The 17018-nt window shown below is 46.6% G+C and carries 17 protein-coding genes and 1 pseudogene; 11 read left to right on the top strand and 7 right to left on the bottom strand.

Features of this window, described 5'->3' with window-relative positions; all coding sequences use genetic code 11:
• Positions 1 to 118: 118 nt before the first annotated feature.
• From HMPREF1028_RS05570 to HMPREF1028_RS05555, 4 genes are all read left to right on the top strand, one after another.
• A complete protein-coding gene (locus tag HMPREF1028_RS05570; RefSeq protein ID WP_036529330.1) occupies positions 119 to 490 on the top strand; it encodes a hypothetical protein in 372 nt (123 codons plus the stop codon).
• A gap of 143 nt (positions 491 to 633) precedes the next feature.
• Positions 634 to 2046: a threonine synthase gene (thrC, locus tag HMPREF1028_RS05565; protein ID WP_009311812.1), complete on the top strand. Its 1413-nt coding sequence runs from the start codon at positions 634 to 636 to the stop codon at positions 2044 to 2046.
• Between the two features lie 209 nt (positions 2047 to 2255).
• Positions 2256 to 3032: a ferredoxin--NADP reductase gene (locus tag HMPREF1028_RS05560; RefSeq protein ID WP_003756710.1), complete on the top strand. Its 777-nt coding sequence runs from the start codon at positions 2256 to 2258 to the stop codon at positions 3030 to 3032.
• 147 nt (positions 3033 to 3179) lie between these two features.
• Positions 3180 to 3671, top strand: a complete 492-nt coding sequence (locus tag HMPREF1028_RS05555) for a DUF1841 family protein (RefSeq protein ID WP_009311811.1) — start codon at positions 3180 to 3182, stop codon at positions 3669 to 3671.
• A gap of 139 nt (positions 3672 to 3810) precedes the next feature.
• Here HMPREF1028_RS05555 and HMPREF1028_RS05550 read toward each other — a convergent pair whose 3' ends face one another.
• Together HMPREF1028_RS05550 and HMPREF1028_RS05545 are read right to left on the bottom strand one after the other, a co-directional pair.
• Positions 3811 to 4683, bottom strand: a complete 873-nt coding sequence (locus HMPREF1028_RS05550; protein WP_009311810.1) for a YwqG family protein — start codon at positions 4681 to 4683, stop codon at positions 3811 to 3813.
• A gap of 66 nt (positions 4684 to 4749) precedes the next feature.
• A complete protein-coding gene (locus tag HMPREF1028_RS05545) occupies positions 4750 to 5115 on the bottom strand; it encodes a hypothetical protein (protein ID WP_232203803.1) in 366 nt (121 codons plus the stop codon).
• A gap of 441 nt (positions 5116 to 5556) precedes the next feature.
• Between HMPREF1028_RS05545 and HMPREF1028_RS05540 the strand changes: the two are divergent.
• Positions 5557 to 6525 (top strand): annotated as a pseudogene (locus HMPREF1028_RS05540) (IS110 family transposase).
• 65 nt (positions 6526 to 6590) lie between these two features.
• Here the strand turns inward: HMPREF1028_RS05540 and HMPREF1028_RS15460 are convergent.
• From HMPREF1028_RS15460 to uvrB, 4 genes are all read right to left on the bottom strand, one after another.
• Complete coding sequence (locus HMPREF1028_RS15460) at positions 6591 to 6755, bottom strand: hypothetical protein (RefSeq protein ID WP_009311807.1); 165 nt, start codon at positions 6753 to 6755, stop codon at positions 6591 to 6593.
• 114 nt (positions 6756 to 6869) lie between these two features.
• A complete protein-coding gene (locus tag HMPREF1028_RS15455; protein WP_009311806.1) occupies positions 6870 to 7139 on the bottom strand; it encodes an SMI1/KNR4 family protein in 270 nt (89 codons plus the stop codon).
• 317 nt (positions 7140 to 7456) lie between these two features.
• The gene (locus tag HMPREF1028_RS12940; protein WP_009311805.1) at positions 7457 to 8602 is read right to left on the bottom strand and encodes a hypothetical protein; all 1146 of its coding nucleotides are present in this window, start codon (positions 8600 to 8602) and stop codon (positions 7457 to 7459) included.
• A 43-nt stretch (positions 8603 to 8645) separates the two neighbouring features.
• Entirely contained in the window at positions 8646 to 10673 is a 2028-nt protein-coding gene (uvrB, locus tag HMPREF1028_RS05525; protein ID WP_009311804.1) for an excinuclease ABC subunit UvrB, read from the bottom strand.
• Between the two features lie 176 nt (positions 10674 to 10849).
• Here uvrB and dnaB point away from each other — a divergent pair, with 176 nt between their 5' ends.
• The 6 genes from dnaB to HMPREF1028_RS05495 all read left to right on the top strand — a co-directional run bounded on the left by dnaB (position 10850) and on the right by HMPREF1028_RS05495 (position 15893).
• Positions 10850 to 12256 (top strand): replicative DNA helicase, encoded by a 1407-nt coding sequence (gene dnaB, locus HMPREF1028_RS05520; protein ID WP_009311803.1) that lies wholly within the window; start codon positions 10850 to 10852, stop codon positions 12254 to 12256.
• Between the two features lie 157 nt (positions 12257 to 12413).
• Positions 12414 to 13106, top strand: coding sequence for a Tfp pilus assembly protein FimT/FimU (locus HMPREF1028_RS05515; protein WP_009311802.1), 693 nt, complete (start codon positions 12414 to 12416; stop codon positions 13104 to 13106).
• Between the two features lie 14 nt (positions 13107 to 13120).
• Positions 13121 to 13819 (top strand): type IV pilus modification protein PilV, encoded by a 699-nt coding sequence (gene pilV / locus HMPREF1028_RS05510; protein ID WP_009311801.1) that lies wholly within the window; start codon positions 13121 to 13123, stop codon positions 13817 to 13819.
• Complete coding sequence (locus tag HMPREF1028_RS05505; RefSeq protein WP_009311800.1) at positions 13819 to 14793, top strand: prepilin-type N-terminal cleavage/methylation domain-containing protein; 975 nt, start codon at positions 13819 to 13821, stop codon at positions 14791 to 14793. Before pilV ends, HMPREF1028_RS05505 begins: the two co-directional genes overlap by 1 nt.
• Positions 14772 to 15389, top strand: coding sequence for a pilus assembly protein (locus HMPREF1028_RS05500; RefSeq protein ID WP_009311799.1), 618 nt, complete (start codon positions 14772 to 14774; stop codon positions 15387 to 15389). The genes HMPREF1028_RS05505 and HMPREF1028_RS05500 overlap by 22 nt, the downstream gene beginning before the upstream one ends.
• 12 nt (positions 15390 to 15401) lie before the next feature.
• Positions 15402 to 15893, top strand: a complete 492-nt coding sequence (locus HMPREF1028_RS05495) for a PilX family type IV pilin (protein ID WP_009311798.1) — start codon at positions 15402 to 15404, stop codon at positions 15891 to 15893.
• Between the two features lie 163 nt (positions 15894 to 16056).
• Here HMPREF1028_RS05495 and HMPREF1028_RS05490 read toward each other — a convergent pair.
• Positions 16057 to 17018 (bottom strand): calcium-binding protein (locus HMPREF1028_RS05490; RefSeq protein WP_283119083.1); only part of this gene is annotated, 962 nt, incomplete at its 5' end.

Genomic DNA, 17018 nt, shown 5'->3' with positions numbered 1-17018 from the left:
GGATTATACCCCACCTTCCCCAATCCCCCATCTCACACCGCTTACGGTATAATACGCGTTTGTTTAAAGACTTTGCGGGGCGTTTCAGACGACCTTGCGGCAAGGGATGGTTATGAATATGAAAAAGATTGTTGCCGTTGCTTCTGTGGCGGCGTTGTTGGGCGGTTGCGCTTATGATTCTGACTCGGCGTTCGGCGGTTTGGGCGGCGGTACGGGTATCGGCGGCAGCGTGGTGAAAATGGCGGTCGACCATCAGTGCCGTTCGGAGTTGAACAAGCGCAATGAGTGGCGTTTGGTCGCGCTGACGATGAGCGCGGACAAACAGCGCGAGTGGGAAGACAAAATCTGTGGTTGCGCGAGCGAGGAAGCGCCGAATCAGGTGTCCGCGCAAGAGTTGATGGATGTTTTGAATCCTTCTTCGCGCGATCGGGCGATTGCGTCGGTAACGGTGAAAACCGTCAATGCTTGTTTCAAGCGTTTGTATAGATAATGTTTTTCAGACGACCTCTGTGTATCGGGGTCGTCTGAAAGTTTATAGTGGATTAAGGTCGGGATAGGGCGGCTTGTCGGATGGTTCGCTGGCAGGTTTCCTGTTTTGATTGGCAATATTTTTGTTTTTATAGAGAAGAAATCATGAAATATATCAGTACGCGCGGCGAGACGGCGCATAAACCGTTTAGCGAGGTTTTGTTGATGGGGCTTGCGCCCGACGGCGGTTTGATGCTGCCGGAACATTATCCGCAGGTCAGCCGCGAGACTTTGGACAAGTGGCGCGGTTTGAGCTATCCGGAGCTGGCGTTTGAGGTGATGAGCCTGTTTGTTACGGATATTCCGGCAGACGATTTGCGCGATATTGTGAACCGTACTTATACGGAAGCGGCGTTCGGCACTAAGGAAATCACGCCTGTGCGTACTTTGTCTGACGGCATCAAAATCCAAGCCTTGTCCAACGGCCCGACGCTGGCGTTTAAGGATATGGCGATGCAGTTTTTGGGCAACGCGTTTGAATATGTGTTGAACAAAAAAGGCAGGGAACTCAATATATTGGGCGCGACCAGCGGCGATACGGGTTCGGCTGCGGAATATGCCTTGCGAGGTAAAAAGGGCGTAAATGTATTTATGCTCTCGCCCGACGGTAAAATGAGCGCGTTCCAGCGTGCGCAGATGTACAGCCTGCAAGACGAGAATATCCACAATATCGCCGTGAAGGGGATGTTTGACGACTGTCAGGATATTGTGAAGGCGGTACAGAACGATGCTGCGTTCAAGGAAAAATACCATATCGGTACGGTCAATTCGATCAACTGGGGACGCATCGTCGCGCAAGTGGTTTATTACTTTGCGGGCTATTTCAAGGCGACGCAAAGCAATGACGAGCAGGTCAGCTTCTGCGTGCCGAGCGGCAACTTCGGCAACGTTTGCGCGGGACACATCGCCAAACAAATGGGCCTGCCTATCCGCCGCCTGATTGTTGCGACCAATGAAAACGATGTGTTGGACGAGTTTTTCAAAACCGGCGCATACCGCCCGCGCAACAGCGAGCATACTTATGTTACCTCCAGCCCGTCTATGGACATTTCCAAAGCGTCCAACTTCGAGCGTTTCGTGTTCGACCTGATGGATCGCGATCCTCAGGAAATCAATACGCTGTGGGCGGAAGTCGCGGCGGGCAAGGGCTTTGATTTGCAGTTTGCCTTGGAAAAAGTCGGCGGCAAATATGGCTTTACTTCAGGCAAATCTACCCACGCCGACCGCCTCGCCACCATCAAACAGGTTTACGAGCAAGATAAAGAACTCATCGACCCGCACACTGCCGACGGCGTAAAAGTCGCCCGCGAAGTGCGCGAAGAAGGGGAGACGGTTGTTTGTTTGGAAACCGCGTTGGCAGCGAAATTCGATGCGACCATACGCGAAGCCGTCGGCGATGTCGCCATTCCGCGCCCCGCCGCGCTGGAAGGTTTGGAAAAATTGCCTCAGCGCGTCCGAGTCGCGCCGAACAATGCAGCCGCCGTCAAAGAAATCATCCGCGAAACCTTAGACAAGTAATGCGTTGACCGAGAGGTCGTCTGAAAAGTTTCAGACGACCTCTGCCAGACAGCAAGCATTGTGATGATAAATATTTTCGTTTAAAATTGTGCGTTTGCTCTAATTCGGCATTATCTATTCACAGGCGAGACAGGTCGTCTGAAAACCCTTTTAAAACCATCATCCGCCCGACCCGCGTGTTCAGACGGATTTACCGACAGGAAACTCAAATGGCAGCATTCAATACCCAAAAAGTATTGTCCGTACACCACTGGACGGATGCGTATTTCACCTTTACCTGCACCCGCGACGAATCGTTGCGCTTCGAAAACGGCCAGTTCGTCATGGTCGGATTGATGGTGGACGGCAAGCCGTTGATGCGTGCATACAGCGTCGCCTCCGCCAACTGGGAAGAACACCTCGAATTTTTCAGCATTAAAGTCCAAGACGGCCCTCTGACCAGCCGCCTGCAACACCTCAAAGTCGGCGACGACGTGTTGATCAGCAAAAAACCGACCGGAACCTTGGTTGCCGGTGACCTGAATCCCGGCAAACACCTTTACCTGTTGAGCACCGGTACCGGTATCGCCCCTTTCTTGAGCATCACCAAAGACCCCGAAATTTACGAGCAATTTGAAAAAATCATCCTCGTACACGGCGTGCGTTACAAAAAAGATTTGGCGTATTACGACCGCTTCACCAAAGAATTGCCCGAACACGAATACCTCGGCGACTTGGTTAAAGAAAAACTGATTTACTACCCCATCGTTTCCCGCGAAGACTACGAACACCACGGCCGCCTGACCGACCTGATGGTAAGCGGCAAATTGTTTGAAGACATCGGCCTGCCCAAAATCAACCCGCAAGACGACCGCGCCATGCTCTGCGGCAGCCCTGCGATGCTGAAAGACACCTGCAAAGTTTTGGACGATTTCGGTCTGACTGTCTCTCCGAAAACCGGCGTACGCGGCGACTACCTGATTGAGCGCGCGTTTGTGGATCAATAAGGTTTTTTAGCAGTAATGGAAATATAGCGAGGCAGAACTGGTCATCAGGTTCTGCCTCGCTATAAATCCATTATTTGCCAAAATTCAAGTTTCGCTCAATCTCTAAAATATCCCCTCAGACGGTTCAACAGATTTCCCATTTTTATCATGTACGATGTCAATACCCACGATGTTCGCCGATTTTTCGCACACGTTTGGAAACATCGCCTGACCCCGCTGCAACTGGATGCACTTCAACATAAAGCCCTCCGTATCATCGAATCTCATCCCGAATACGCCCATTATCTTGAAAATATTGAAGATTATTTAGATAAAAACTGGCTGCCGGAAGATGGGGAGAGTAATCCTTTTTTGCACATGTCGCTGCATCTTTCCCTTCAAGAGCAGGCAGCCATCGATCAGCCACCGGGCATACGGGCGATTCACCGGCAACTTTGCGCACGTTATAACAACGACTGGGTACGCGCCGAGCATGACATGATGGATGCGCTGGCGGAAACCATTTGGGAAGCGCAACGATACGGACGCGGTTTGGATGTCAATGCCTATATGACCCGGTTGCGTAAATTAGTCGGTTTAGGGCAGGAGGAAAACGCCCGTATCAATCCGCATGAAGTGAATGCTAAATTTGACGAATGAAAAAGTTTTCTATGCTAGGGGTGAAAGCAAATCTATTTTTTAAGGTCGTCTGAAAGATAGTGTTTGTACAAAGGAATGTCATAAGCCTGAAACAGATGCGAGATGAATCCTCATACTATTTCAGGCAATAAGTGTAGAGTTAGCAGCAATCCCAAGAATACAGTACATCGGAAAAATCCCTACGCTGTAAATCATCTTGCCGGATAAAGAAGTTCATCACGCCCATATCGCCTATCATCACGATTTCTTCGCCGTCTTCATCAAAGCTACTGTCTAGTTGGAACAGCAGGACATTATAGTCGACCAATCCTTTATCTTCATTGCGCGGGTCGTTTTGTGTGAAATACGGGTAGCCACCACATTGACTATGATTTTCTTCATCCTCATCCTCTTTGTTGTATGTACTAAATTCATTTTCGTATTCGTGCTGTACGACGCGCTGAAGATGTTCTTTCGTGCGGTAATCGACTTCTATGCTATGTTCAGCCAAATATTTTCCGCACAGCATGACACAGGTAGCGTGGTCTAAAACGGGAGTTTGTTCAGTAAGTTCGAATTGCAACTTGCACTCTTGCAATATAGGGAAACACTCGTCATCTTCTGCATAAGGCTGGTAGTATTTGGTAAGTTCTGCTTCCGTGTAGTGTTCACTAATTTCAGGATAGTAACGTACAGCGTAGCCGTCTCGACCGTTTTCTATACCGAATTCCCAGTTGTCTAAGATGAAAAATTGCAGTATGCCTGTTGAAGGAAAGTGTTCTAGACCTTTTAGGTCAGTGCAGTTGATTTGAGCAAGTAAACGCAAGGTTTCGCCGTCTACATTTTTCGGTGCCACATCACCTTTGGGTAGATAGGGCAATCCACCGATTTTACTTTCAGTTAGCTTGGTTTGAACAACACAAAATTCTGCTTTGGCGTAATGTTTTGCAGCATATTGGGTAAAAAACTGGTGTTTGACCCATTTGTAGCATTCCTTGATAAGCTCAGAATCTGCTTTGATTTTTTTAGACATGGGGTTACTTCCTTTCAAAGTGCAAACTGTTTTATAACTTTTATCATGAAGCAAATATTATGACCACTACGTTGTTTTATTATTAAGCTGTGTTTCAATGAAATCAAAAATTTTCCTGTCAGTAGTATGATTTAAGTCTAAAAATGATAAATATTGGCAGTTACCATTCGGACAGGGCACAAATAAAAATTCATAAGCAATATCTTCTATATCCGTTATTGTTAAATCACTAAATTGAAAATTAGTTGTTACCACATTTAACATATTGTTATTTTTGATAGATTCCTGCTCCAAAAGATTATCAAATTCATCTTCTAAAAGACTAGAATTCTCTCCGATAAGAATTATCCAAAATAAAGGATATTGTTTAATCGATTCAAATAAATTGTTGCAATTTATTGTTTTTAGGAAGTTTTGACTGATTAAAGCCACGATAGGCTTATCTTTTTTATTTTAATTTTTCTGAAATTCGAATCTAGAGTTTTATTCAGATAATCAAACATTATAGTTACTCCTTTGGAGCACCGGAAATAATCCGCATCATCAGGCGGCAGCGTTCAAATGGCATGGATATTGTTTTCACACATCCATATAGGCTGCACTTAATAAGCTTTGCGTAGGTCGGATTCTCGAATCCGACATTTTGGGCATTGCTGCAATGAATTGCAATGATGGGAGTGTTAAAGGTTTTGTCGGATACAAGTATCCGACCTTGTATATCGAAACACCCGTATCATAGCAACAAACCGCCCGCCGCCACCCGCATCCGACCAAGGCAAACAACCGTTGCGTAGCTCAGGGAGCGGTCGGGCAACCGATCGACACAACCGGACAGTTGCCAGACAACACAACCGAATGCAAGGCAGGTTTATGATGAGTACCCAATACAATTACGCAGGCATCGACATCGCCAAACGAAACTTCGTCATCGCCGTTTCGTCTTTGTCTAAACCAAAACCGAAACCAACAACACGAAAGGTATCGCCCATACTATCGAGTACCTTAAAAAACACAACGTCGCCCTCGTCGTGATGGAAAGCACCGGCGGTCTCGAAATCCCCGCCGCCAAAGCTATCCACCGCTCAGGCATAGCCGTGATTATCGCCAACCCGCGTCAGACGCATCAGTTTGCCCAATCGCAGTCGCTGACCAAAACCGACGCCAAAGATGCCAAAATGCTCGCCTTCTTCGCACAAATGATGACGCAGAAAGAAGATTGGCAAACCCATGCTCTACCACCCGCCCACCGAAGCGGAAGAAGTGTTGGAAGCGTTGGTTAACCGCCGCAACCAACTGGTGAATATGCGGACTGCCGAGAAAAACCGTCTGCATCAGGTTCACGAAACGCAAGCCGAAAGCGTCAAACAACTGATTGCCCATTTTGACCGGCTGATTGACGAATTGGACAAACAAATCGACGACCACACCCACACGCATTTTGACGGCAAAGCCAAAGTGGCGGAACAAATCAAAGGCATCGGTTCGATAACGACGGCTACGCTGATGGCGATGCTGCCCGAATTGGGACGGCTGTCGCACAAACGGATAGCGAGTTTGGTCGGCATTGCCCCGCACCCGAGGGAGAGCGGGGAAACCAAATTCAAAAGCCGCTGCTTCGGCGGAAGGTCTGCGGTGCGTAAGGCACTGTATATGGCTACCGTGATAGCGACACGTTTTGAACCGCTTATTCGGGATTTCTACCAACGCCTGCTATCCAAGGGTAAGCCGTATAAGGTTGCCGTTACGGCATGTATGCGCAAACTGCTGACGATATTGAATGCCCGGATGCGTGATTACTTTGCCGAAAATGGTATCACCGAAAACAGCATCCGAACGGCTTGATTTGAGTTTTGGTATTTTTGCCCGACGGGGTGAAAAATACAGTTGCTACGCTTGCTACGGCTTGTTTAAAGCGTATCTTCTCCCTCGCTTTCCACACAACGGATGATCCAGTCTTCAAACCGTCGCCATTGGGCTTCCTCAGCATAGGTGGCGGGATTGGCGGCATCGTGGATAAAAATATCAAAGTTGGGTTCGACACGGGACAGGTCAAAGCCGAACCAATCCCCCATGCTATGATGAGCGCCGATGATAAAGATTTCTCCTATGTCGGGATGTTCGTCAGGCGGTAGGTCATCAAGTTCTTCGCGTAATAGTTGTTGGTAATAGGTGTTTTGCTCTTGTAGTTAGGCGAGATTGTAGATTTCTATTTTGGGTGTTTGAGATACGGTTTGATCGAGCATGCTGGTGTACCACGAATAGAAAAAATCCCCCGTGCCGCATTGTTGTAAAAATAAATAATAGCTTTCAGGCAGTCTGTTTAGCGTATATTCGCGTATCGCCTGCAATTCATCGGTTGAAAGGGGATGTGCATTAAAATTTAGATGGTTTGTGTGAGAGAATTGGCTGTTTGTGAGCCAATATTGAAGTTGTTGCAGAGCTTGCGGATAGGTCATGATGGTCGGATTCTTTTTTAATGGATTATCGTTGGGCTTTGAATCAACTGGTAGTAATCAGCCTATGCGTTATTATATTTGTTGCTTGAAATGAAACAAAGGTCGTCTGAAAACGGACTCACGGTTTTCAGACGACCTTTGCACTAAGAGATTTTCAGACGACGTTTGAGGTCGTCTGAAAATTTGAACCAATGGTTTGAACGGCAAATAACGCGTGCGTGCGTACCGCACACACCCTACGCATCGGTTTTAAAATTTGTGCCACCCGCAGGTGGGGTGTGTGGCGCAGCCACGCACGCGGTTGGTGGGGATGTAGGCTACGCTTGCTTGCTGCGCCTGCCAAACTTGTTATACATTTGCATTATCTTAATTTTTAAATTAATTAATTTTGTTTTTAATTTTAAAAATTTCCAATTAACTATCTCTTTAAACTCATCTATCTCTAACATAGAGTTATATTTTTCTGGATTTTTCCAAATAGTATTTTTGATTTTACTCTGTATTCTTTTTTGTATAAATTCCTTTTTTTTATCATCCAAATTTTCATACCAGTCAGGATATATAGCAAAGTTTTCTATGTTATCAAGCATGATATTAAATGCAGCCAATGATTTATTTTCTTGTTTCAGAATAGATTTGAAAAAATTTTCCGATACATCATCATTATCCCATGAAAATATTACCACATACATATCTTTTACTGGAATAATTGAGAAAATTATTGTTCTTAACTTTAACCCCTTGCCTAAATATTCTCCATATTCATCATAATAATCAACTGGTTCGTTAATTATTTTTCCACTTATATCAAATAACGGTTGAAATGCTCCCGTTGCGGCACAAATTGGATGAGATATTTTTTCAAATAATAGAACATGACTTTTTAATGAGTTCCAGTCTTCATCTCTTAACTGAGTATCTAATTTATCTTTTATATATTTCAACGATTGAATGCTGTATTCATTGTGTTTTTTTATTTTTTCAACAAATAACACGTATTCTTTATTATATTTACGTCTCCCTATTATATTAATATATTCTTTTTTTGTTGGAATGCGCTCTGGAAAATTTATTTTTTTATACAATTCTCTAGATATTGTGCGGTAAGCAAGCATAAATAATTGTTTGGGAGTGCATTTAAACTCATCATCGTCAAGACAAGTAAACAAATCTTTGTCATGCATTCCGCAGAATCCCTTAAAAGTAGAAACCCCACCAATCCCTTTTTTCTCTAAATTAATTTGATGGTTAACCAAGGAGACAGTAGAGATTGTATATACTTCATTCTCCCTATTGGCTACTGGTTCCAGCATTGATTTTTTAGATAAAGTATGTGCAGTAATTATGCCATTACAATTTCCTAGAAAGTTAGCTGCGCATAGAGTTTTTCTTTGTGATACTTTTTTACTCCTTTTTAGAAAATCATTTGCTGCCTTTGGGTTCTCAAATTTAGAAAAATCCATTTAAATACTCCCGTTAATAATATAAATTGCACTCTGAATAAAATCACTCCGCCCCAAACAACAAACTCTCCTTAATCCCCCGAATCCTATCCCTTAACACCGCGGCCTCTTCAAACTGCAAATCCCTAGCTGCCTGCTGCATGGCTTTTTCGAGTTTGGCGATTTCTTTAATCGCGTCTTCTTCGTTGTGGATTTCGCCGACTTTGACCTTGTTTTTGCCTTTCAGACGACCTTTGCCGCCGTCTTCTTCGTGGTACACGCCGTCGATGATGTCTTTGACTTGTTTTTTAATCTGTTGCGGCACGATGCCGTGTTCTTTGTTGAATTTAATCTGTTTTTCGCGGCGGCGTTCGGTTTCGTCGATGGCGGCTTTCATGGAGTCGGTGATTTTGTCGGCGTACAGGATGGCGACGCCGTTCACGTTGCGCGCGGCGCGGCCTATGGTTTGAATCAGGCTGCGGTGGGATCGCAGGAAGCCTTCTTTGTCGGCGTCGAGGATGGCGACGAGGGAGACTTCGGGGATGTCCAAGCCTTCGCGCAAGAGGTTGATGCCGACGAGTACGTCAAACAGGCCGAGCCGCAAGTCTCTAATGATTTCAACGCGCTCGACGGTGTCGATGTCGCTGTGCAGGTAGCGCACTTTGATGCCGAGTTCGCTGTAATAGTCGGTGAGTTGCTCCGCCATGCGTTTGGTGAGGGTGGTAACGAGTACGCGTTCGCCTTTTTGGATGCGGTCGTTGATTTCGCTCATTAAGTCATCGACTTGGGTGGCAACGGGGCGGATGATGATTTGGGGGTCGACCAGCCCTGTGGGGCGGACGACTTGTTCGACCACTTGTCCGGCGTGTTCTTCTTCGTATTTGGCGGGGGTGGCGGAAACGAAGATGGTTTGCGGCATGACTTTTTCAAATTCGTGGAATTTGAGCGGGCGGTTGTCGCGGGCGGAAGGCAACCTGAAACCATAATCCACGAGGTTTTGCTTGCGCGAGGCGTCGCCTTTGTACATGCCGCCGATTTGGGTTACGGTAACGTGGCTTTCGTCGATGAACATGATGGCGTTGTCGGGCAGGTAGTCCATCAGCGTGGGCGGCGGTTCGCCTTCTTTTTTGCCGGAGAAGTGGCGGGAGTAGTTTTCGATGCCTTTGCAGAAGCCCATTTCGTAGAGCATTTCGAGGTCGAAGCGGGTGCGCTGTTCGATGCGTTGTTGCTCGACGGGGCGTTGTTCGCGGGCGAAAAATTCGATGCGTTCGCGCAATTCTTCTTTGATGGACTCGCAGGCGCGCAATACGGTGTCGCGCGGGGTAACGTAGTGGCTGGACGGGAAGACGGTGTAGCGGCCGACGCGCTGGATAAGGCTGCCTGAAAGCGGGTCGAACATGTCGAGACGGTCGATTTCGTCGTCAAACAGGCTGATGCGCAAGGCGTTTTCGGAGCTTTCGGCGGGGTACACGTCAATCACGTCGCCGCGCACGCGGAAGCTGCCGCGTTTAAAGTCTAAATCGCCGCGTTCGTACTGCATGGAAACGAGCGTGGCGATGATGTCGCGCTGCTCGATGGTGTCGCCTTCTTTGACGGACAGCACCATTTGTTGATACTCGGTCGGGTCGCCGATACCGTAAATGGCGGACACGGTGGCGACGATAATCACGTCGTCGCGCGTCATCAGGTTTTTGGTGGCGGAAAGGCGCATTTGCTCGATGTGTTCGTTGATCGCGCTGTCCTTTTCGATGAACAAATCTCGGCTGGGCACATAGGCTTCGGGCTGGTAATAGTCGTAGTAGGAGACGAAATATTCCACCGCGTTTTCGGGGAAAAACTCGCGCATTTCGGCATAAAGCTGGGCGGCAAGGGTTTTGTTGTGCGCCATGATGATGGCGGGTCGGCCGCTTTGGGCGATGACGTTCGCCATGGTGTAGGTTTTGCCCGAACCGGTTACGCCGAGCAGGGTTTGATAGGCAAGGCCGTCTGAAAGCCCTTCGAGCAGGCCGGCAATGGCGGTGGGCTGGTCACCGGCGGGTGGGAAGGGTTGGTGGAGTTTGAAGGGGGAATTTGGGTATTGGATGACTTCCATATTGCCGCCTGTTTTTGGTTCGGGGAAATGGAGAATTATAGCAAAAAGGTCGTCTGAAAATTTTCAGACGACCTATCTATTTCTTGATGGTAGGCAAGTCAGAACAAAGGTAATGCCAACCCGATTTCCACTACGCTATAATAGCGGACTCCCATTTTAGCCTAAGAGCAACTGCCATGAACGATTATCCCGATACGTCGTCTGAAGACCGCGAAGTCAACGCGTTGTCGCTGCCGCCGCATTCTATGGAGGCGGAGCAATCCGTTTTGGGTGGTCTTTTGCTCGAGAATTCGGCTTGGGACAGAATCGCCGATGTGGTTACCGGTGAAGACTTCTACCGACACGAACACCGCCTGATTTTCCGCGCCATCGCCAATCTGATTAACGAAAGCCGTCCTGCCGACGTGATTACCGTTCAGGAAAGTTTGGAGCGTAACGAAGAATTGGAGGCGGCAGGCGGGTTCAATTATCTGATTACCTTGGCACAAAACACGCCGTCTGCTGCAAATATTCGCCGTTATGCCGAAATCGTGCGCGAGCGTTCTATTATGCGCCAGCTTGCCGAAGTTGGTACCGAAATCGCCCGTAGCGCCTACAATCCGCAAGGCAGGGATGCGGGGCAGCTTTTGGATGAAGCGGAAAACAAGGTGTTCCAAATTGCGGAAAGTACCGCCAAGTCCAAACAGGGCTTTCTCGAAATGCCTGCGCTTTTGAAGGAAGTGGTCGAGCGCATCGACATGCTTTATTCACGCGAAAATCCCGATGAAGTGACCGGCGTGTCGACAGGGTTTATCGACTTGGATAAAAAAACCTCAGGTCTCCAGCCGGGCGATTTGATTATTGTGGCAGGTCGTCCGTCTATGGGTAAAACTGCCTTTTCGATCAATATTGCGGAACACGTTGCCGTAGAGGGCAAGCTGCCTGTCGCCGTATTTTCGATGGAGATGGGCGGCACGCAACTGGTGATGCGTATGCTGGGTTCGGTGGGCAGGCTTGATCAGAGCGTCTTGAAAACAGGCAGATTGGAAGATGAACATTGGGGTCGTCTGAACGAAGCAGTAGTCAAGCTTTCCGATGCGCCTATGTATATTGACGAAACACCGGGCTTGACCGCGCTCGAATTGCGCGCCCGCGCCCGTCGTCTTGCACGCCAGTTCAACGGAAAATTGGGCTTAATCGTGATTGACTACCTGCAATTAATGGCAGGCTCAGGCCGCTCGGACAACCGCGCCTCTGAACTCGGCGAAATTTCGCGTTCCCTCAAAGCCTTGGCGAAGGAGCTGCAAGTTCCCGTCATTGCTTTGTCGCAGTTGAGCCGTACCGTAGAGCAACGTACCGACAAGCGCCCAATGATGTCCGACTTGCGGGAGTCCGGTGCCATCGAGCAGGATGCCGACCTGATTATGTTTATGTACCGCGACGAATACTATAACCAAGAATCGCCAATGAAAGGCCTTGCGGAATGTATTATCGGTAAACACCGTAACGGTCCCGTCGGGAAAGTATTCCTCACTTGGATGGGACAATTTACCAAATTCGACAATGCAGCCTACATTCCCGAATCCGCATTGATGGAAGATTGAGACAAATCAGTCTAAAAACCAAGCAAATTTCATATTTTATTAGGCAATTCATCCCAATATCGTTTAGAATGAGCCAAACCGCATAATTACCGGCGATAAAAACATTCTAAGCCGGATGATAAAACACATTACTTAACTCTAGACGTTTTTACTACTCATGTACGCACAACAAAAAGGTTTTACCTTAATCGAATTGTTGGTCGTGATCGCTATTACCGCCATCATGGCCACCATCGCCCTTCCCAATATGAGCGAATGGATTGCCTCCCGCCGCGCAGCCAGTCAGGCAGAGCAGGTGGCAAACCTCTTGCGTTTCGCACGAGCCGAAGCAGTCCGCCTCAATCTCCCTGTCTATGTCTGTCCCGTACAAATCAGAAAAAACGGGATTCCAGACAATAAATGTGATACCAAATACAATCAAAGTGGCATCTTGGCCTATGCTGATAAGAGTGGTGATGTTAACTACAATGATGATAGAGCGGATATTTTCCTGCGCACTATTGTCTTGAACGCCAAGGATGCGAATAAAGTCACCTATCAATTTGATCATGTCAAATTCGGTGGTAAAGACTCTGATTCACAGCCTGTTTTCTTCGCATTCCAGCCGAACGGTACTTTTGGCTATTCTGTCAATAAACCCAGTAAAAAAACAGATTTTACCTACTCGGACGGCTATATCAAAATCAGCATGACCGATTCCTCCGCAACTACAGAAAGCACCAAAAAGTCTCGTGCCAGCATTGTGTTGGTCGACAGTAGCGGACGAGTGGAAATCTGCTCCAAGTCAGATTCACGTGATCTCTGCAAATATGCAGAATCTAAAGCAAAATCCAACAAACAACCCCAATAATAAAATATAGCTCTATGAAACCCATGACATTACGTACAAAAGGTCATCTGAAAACGAACGGAACGAGTTTCGCCAAAACGAGATCGGTAAGTTCCTCTAAGCCATATCAATCAGGTATGACTTTAATTGAAGTTTTGGTCGCCATGTTTGTCCTCGCAATCGGCGTTCTCGCCCTGCTCGCCATCCAGTTGCGTACCGTTTCCAGCGTTCGCGAAGCGGAAGGACAGACTATCGTATCGCAACTTACTCAAAATTTAGTCGAAGGGATGCTGATTAATCCTAGACTTGAAAAATGCGATACTCATCAAGCGGGAGCTACCAAGGGTGGGCGCGATAGAGGGTGGTGTAAAAATTATAGGGATTACTACACCACATATGGTGATTCCTCTACTGAGCCGTTGAAAAAAGGACCGCTGAAAGAGAGTATGAAAAAAGAAGAGTTGGCTAAAGCACAGCTTGGTAAATTTCATGACGAACTGAAAGCAGCTCTTCCTGACTCCGCGTTCTACTATTCAGTATGCCAAGATAGTTTGAATAAGGAGCCTACTTATGACGGGGCTTTTCACGAAAATTGCGATAAAAAAGCAGGTGCCGATACTGTTATCAAAGTATTATGGCTTAAAGATTTGGAAGGCGGTAAAGCCGCAAGTGATGTCAAAACATATGAAGATTCCATCATTTACACCTACCAAGTACGCGTAAGGGAAAAATAATGAATAATAAAAACCGCTCACACATTCCGGTCAAAACAGGCATGCAAGGCTTCAGCCTGATTGAATTCCTTGTGGCAAGCGCATTGAGCATGATAGTCCTGTTGGCAGTCAGCTCCAGCTATTTCACTGCACGCAGTTTGAACACTGCTGCCACAGCGCGCTTAAATGTTCAGCAGGATTTGCGCAATGCGTCAAATCAAATCGTACGTGATGCCCGTATGGCAGGAAATTTCGGCTGTTTCAATATGTCGGCCTATGATGCCCAAGCCGTTATCGCTGACTCTGGTTCCAAAGATTTTCTCAAACTTAAAGGTAGTGGAAAAATGCTTCCTGCTGTCAGAGAAACAGATTCTTTAGGTATAAAGGACTTTACCCAGATCGGTAAGGCGCTGATTTTCCAATACGGCATAGATACCGCATCATCAGATGCGGCAACAGTAGTGGCCAGCAGCTGCACAAATATTACCAAACCAGGAGAAGACATTACTGATAGTAAAGCAGCTTTAAAGACAGATAGTTCCCAAGCAGGCAATATCTCCATAATGAAACATGAGGTGAATGCCTATGCTGTCGGTACTGCCGGAGGGCAAAAAGGTCTTTACCGTTTCCAATTGACAAAAAACGGTGAGTGGAGCAATCCGCAGTTGCTGATTAAGGGAATTGAAAGTATGAGTATTCATTACTTTTATACCCAAAATTGTCCTGAAACATTTGAGGAAAGTGAAACGGCATCTGCGTCTGCACCTACTCCAACTCCTGCCGGAAATGCTCAGAAGCAGGAGGATAAGACAAAAGATGAAACATTTAAATATACTACGACACTGTCTGGTGATGAAACTCCAGCCTCTATCGAACTCCTGTTGAACAGCGGCAGTATTGATGCTGGCGGAAGCAATGATGAAAACAAAGTTCAACTCTATCAAATCAATGCAACTGTACGCGGAGGAAACAAATGCGCAGACCGATTACTCTAAACTATCTTCCCGCTAAAGCTTCTGCACAAAAAGGCTTTGCATTATTCATCGTCCTGATGATCATGATCGTCATTGCCCTACTCGTCGTTACGGCAACCCAGTCCTACAATACTGAGCAGCGAATCAGTACCAATGATGCCGACCATAAATTTGCTACTACACTTGCTGAGGCGGCATTACGCGAAGGTGAGGACTATATCTATTCTATTGAAGAAGGCACGCAGATTTTTAATGATCAATGTTCCAAAGGGCTTTGCAGAGCTAAACAGCTTAGTGTTAAAGAATACACTACTCCAACTGGTATTATTGATGTTAAAGGTGAGGCAGATCTGAGCAAAGTTGAAGAAGCTTGGAAAAGAAAGCATGCAGAATGTCTTGATTCACATTCTAAGAAAGAAACAGAATGTATCAATGTTAATGGTAGAGAATACCCGATTGATAAAAATAGCGGGGCTAAAAAGCCTCCCCGCTATATCATCGAATACCTAAGCACCAATTCTACCGACAACCGTACCATTTATCGCGTCACTGCTAAAGCATGGGGAAAAAACGAAAATACGGTAGTCATGCTGCAATCCTATGTGGCTAATGAATAAATAGATAAAATCATGAATACGTCTATCACTAAATTTCAAGGGTTTACGCTGGTCGAGATGCTGATTGTTATTGCTATTATCGGCATCCTCAGCACCATCGCTTACCCTTCCTATATCCATTACATCGAACGCGGCTATCAATCTCAGGCGCATGCTGAATTGGTTATCATCAATAATTCCTTGAAAACCAAATTGGTCAAAAATCCCGCCCTCAAAATGAAAGATGAAATTGAGGGAGATACAGGGTTTTTTAAGAAATATCAGGCTACATCTGAGGTTGCGGCTAAATATGATTTCAGTGGCGCAATGAAAGATAAGGACTCTAAACACAGCAGAGCCTATTATCTTTTTGCTACCCCGAAAAGTGGGACGAATTACAAACTTTCCGTTTGGATGGATAGTTTGGGTAATGCCTACAAATGTACCGATGCAGAATCGGCCAAAGCCAAGTTAACAACTAAAAACGGTAATACTGGTTGCGAACCTGTTTCAAATAAAAAGTAGAGAAAATAGCACATTCTCTGCTAAGAAGGTCGTCTGAAATGGTGTTTTAGGCTTTAGAATAGATTAAACTGCACTTTAGTAGGTTCACTAAAGTGCAGTTTTTTATGGTGTAACGTACTTTACCCTACAGCTAGATTTTCAGACGACGTTTTTAAGCGAATCTTTAACCGATGATATTGGAAGCGTTCAACCATACCGCTTGGTCGCTATCGAATTTGGCAAATACGGTATTACTGCTTGCACCTGCTGCGCGGTAGGCAAGCGTTTGTTGCGCCGAATCGAACACGAGATAAGAACGGTCGGCATCGTAATAAGCAGGGTTTCTAACAAACATCTCTGACCAGCTCAAATTTGCGCTGTTGCCACTCAGCAGAGAACGCATAGCAGATAGGTCGAGTTTGTCCATATCAGAGTTAAAGTCGGTTAAACGATCGATACTGCCTTCACGGATATCTGCTGCAGTAAAGGCGACGGTGTCTTTGCCTGCACCTGTGACGATGGTGTCGCTGCCTAAACCGCCTGCAAGATAGTCATCACCGTCCCCACCGTTGAGATAGTCATATCCATTGCCGCCTGACAGTGTGTCGTCACCGCTCATGCCATACAAGGTATCATTGCCTTCTTCGCCACTCAAGCGATTATGCCCGCTGTTTCCTATCAGGGTATTGTCACCATAATTGCCAATGCCGAAGATGTTATTGCTACCTGTCAAAGTCAGGTTTTCGACGTTGGTTGGGGCTGTGTAAGAAACGCTGCTGTAAATGGTATCAGTACCCTCGAACCACCGCTCGGTGACAGTATCATTTATATTGTCCACATGATAGATATCATTTCCATATCCGCCGCTCATGCTGTCTGCACCGCTGCCACCGTCTAAAGTATCGTTGCCGTATCCACCATCGAGCAGGTCGTTTCCTTCGCCTCCTTGTAGCACGTCATCTCCGTTATCTCCGTAAAGATAGTCACGATCATCGCCGCCCATCAGCAGGTCGTTACCGTCCATGCCGTGTAGCGTGTCGTTTCCACGACCACCGCTTAAGTGGTTGTTGCCACTGTTGCCTATCAGGGTATTGTCAGAGTTGTTACCGAAACCGTAATTGTTGCCGTAGCCTGTCAGTGTCAGGT

The sequence above is a fragment of the Neisseria sp. GT4A_CT1 genome (assembly GCF_000227275.1).
GTDB lineage: Bacteria > Pseudomonadota > Gammaproteobacteria > Burkholderiales > Neisseriaceae > Neisseria.
This window is presented reverse-complemented; position numbering and strand designations above follow the sequence as displayed.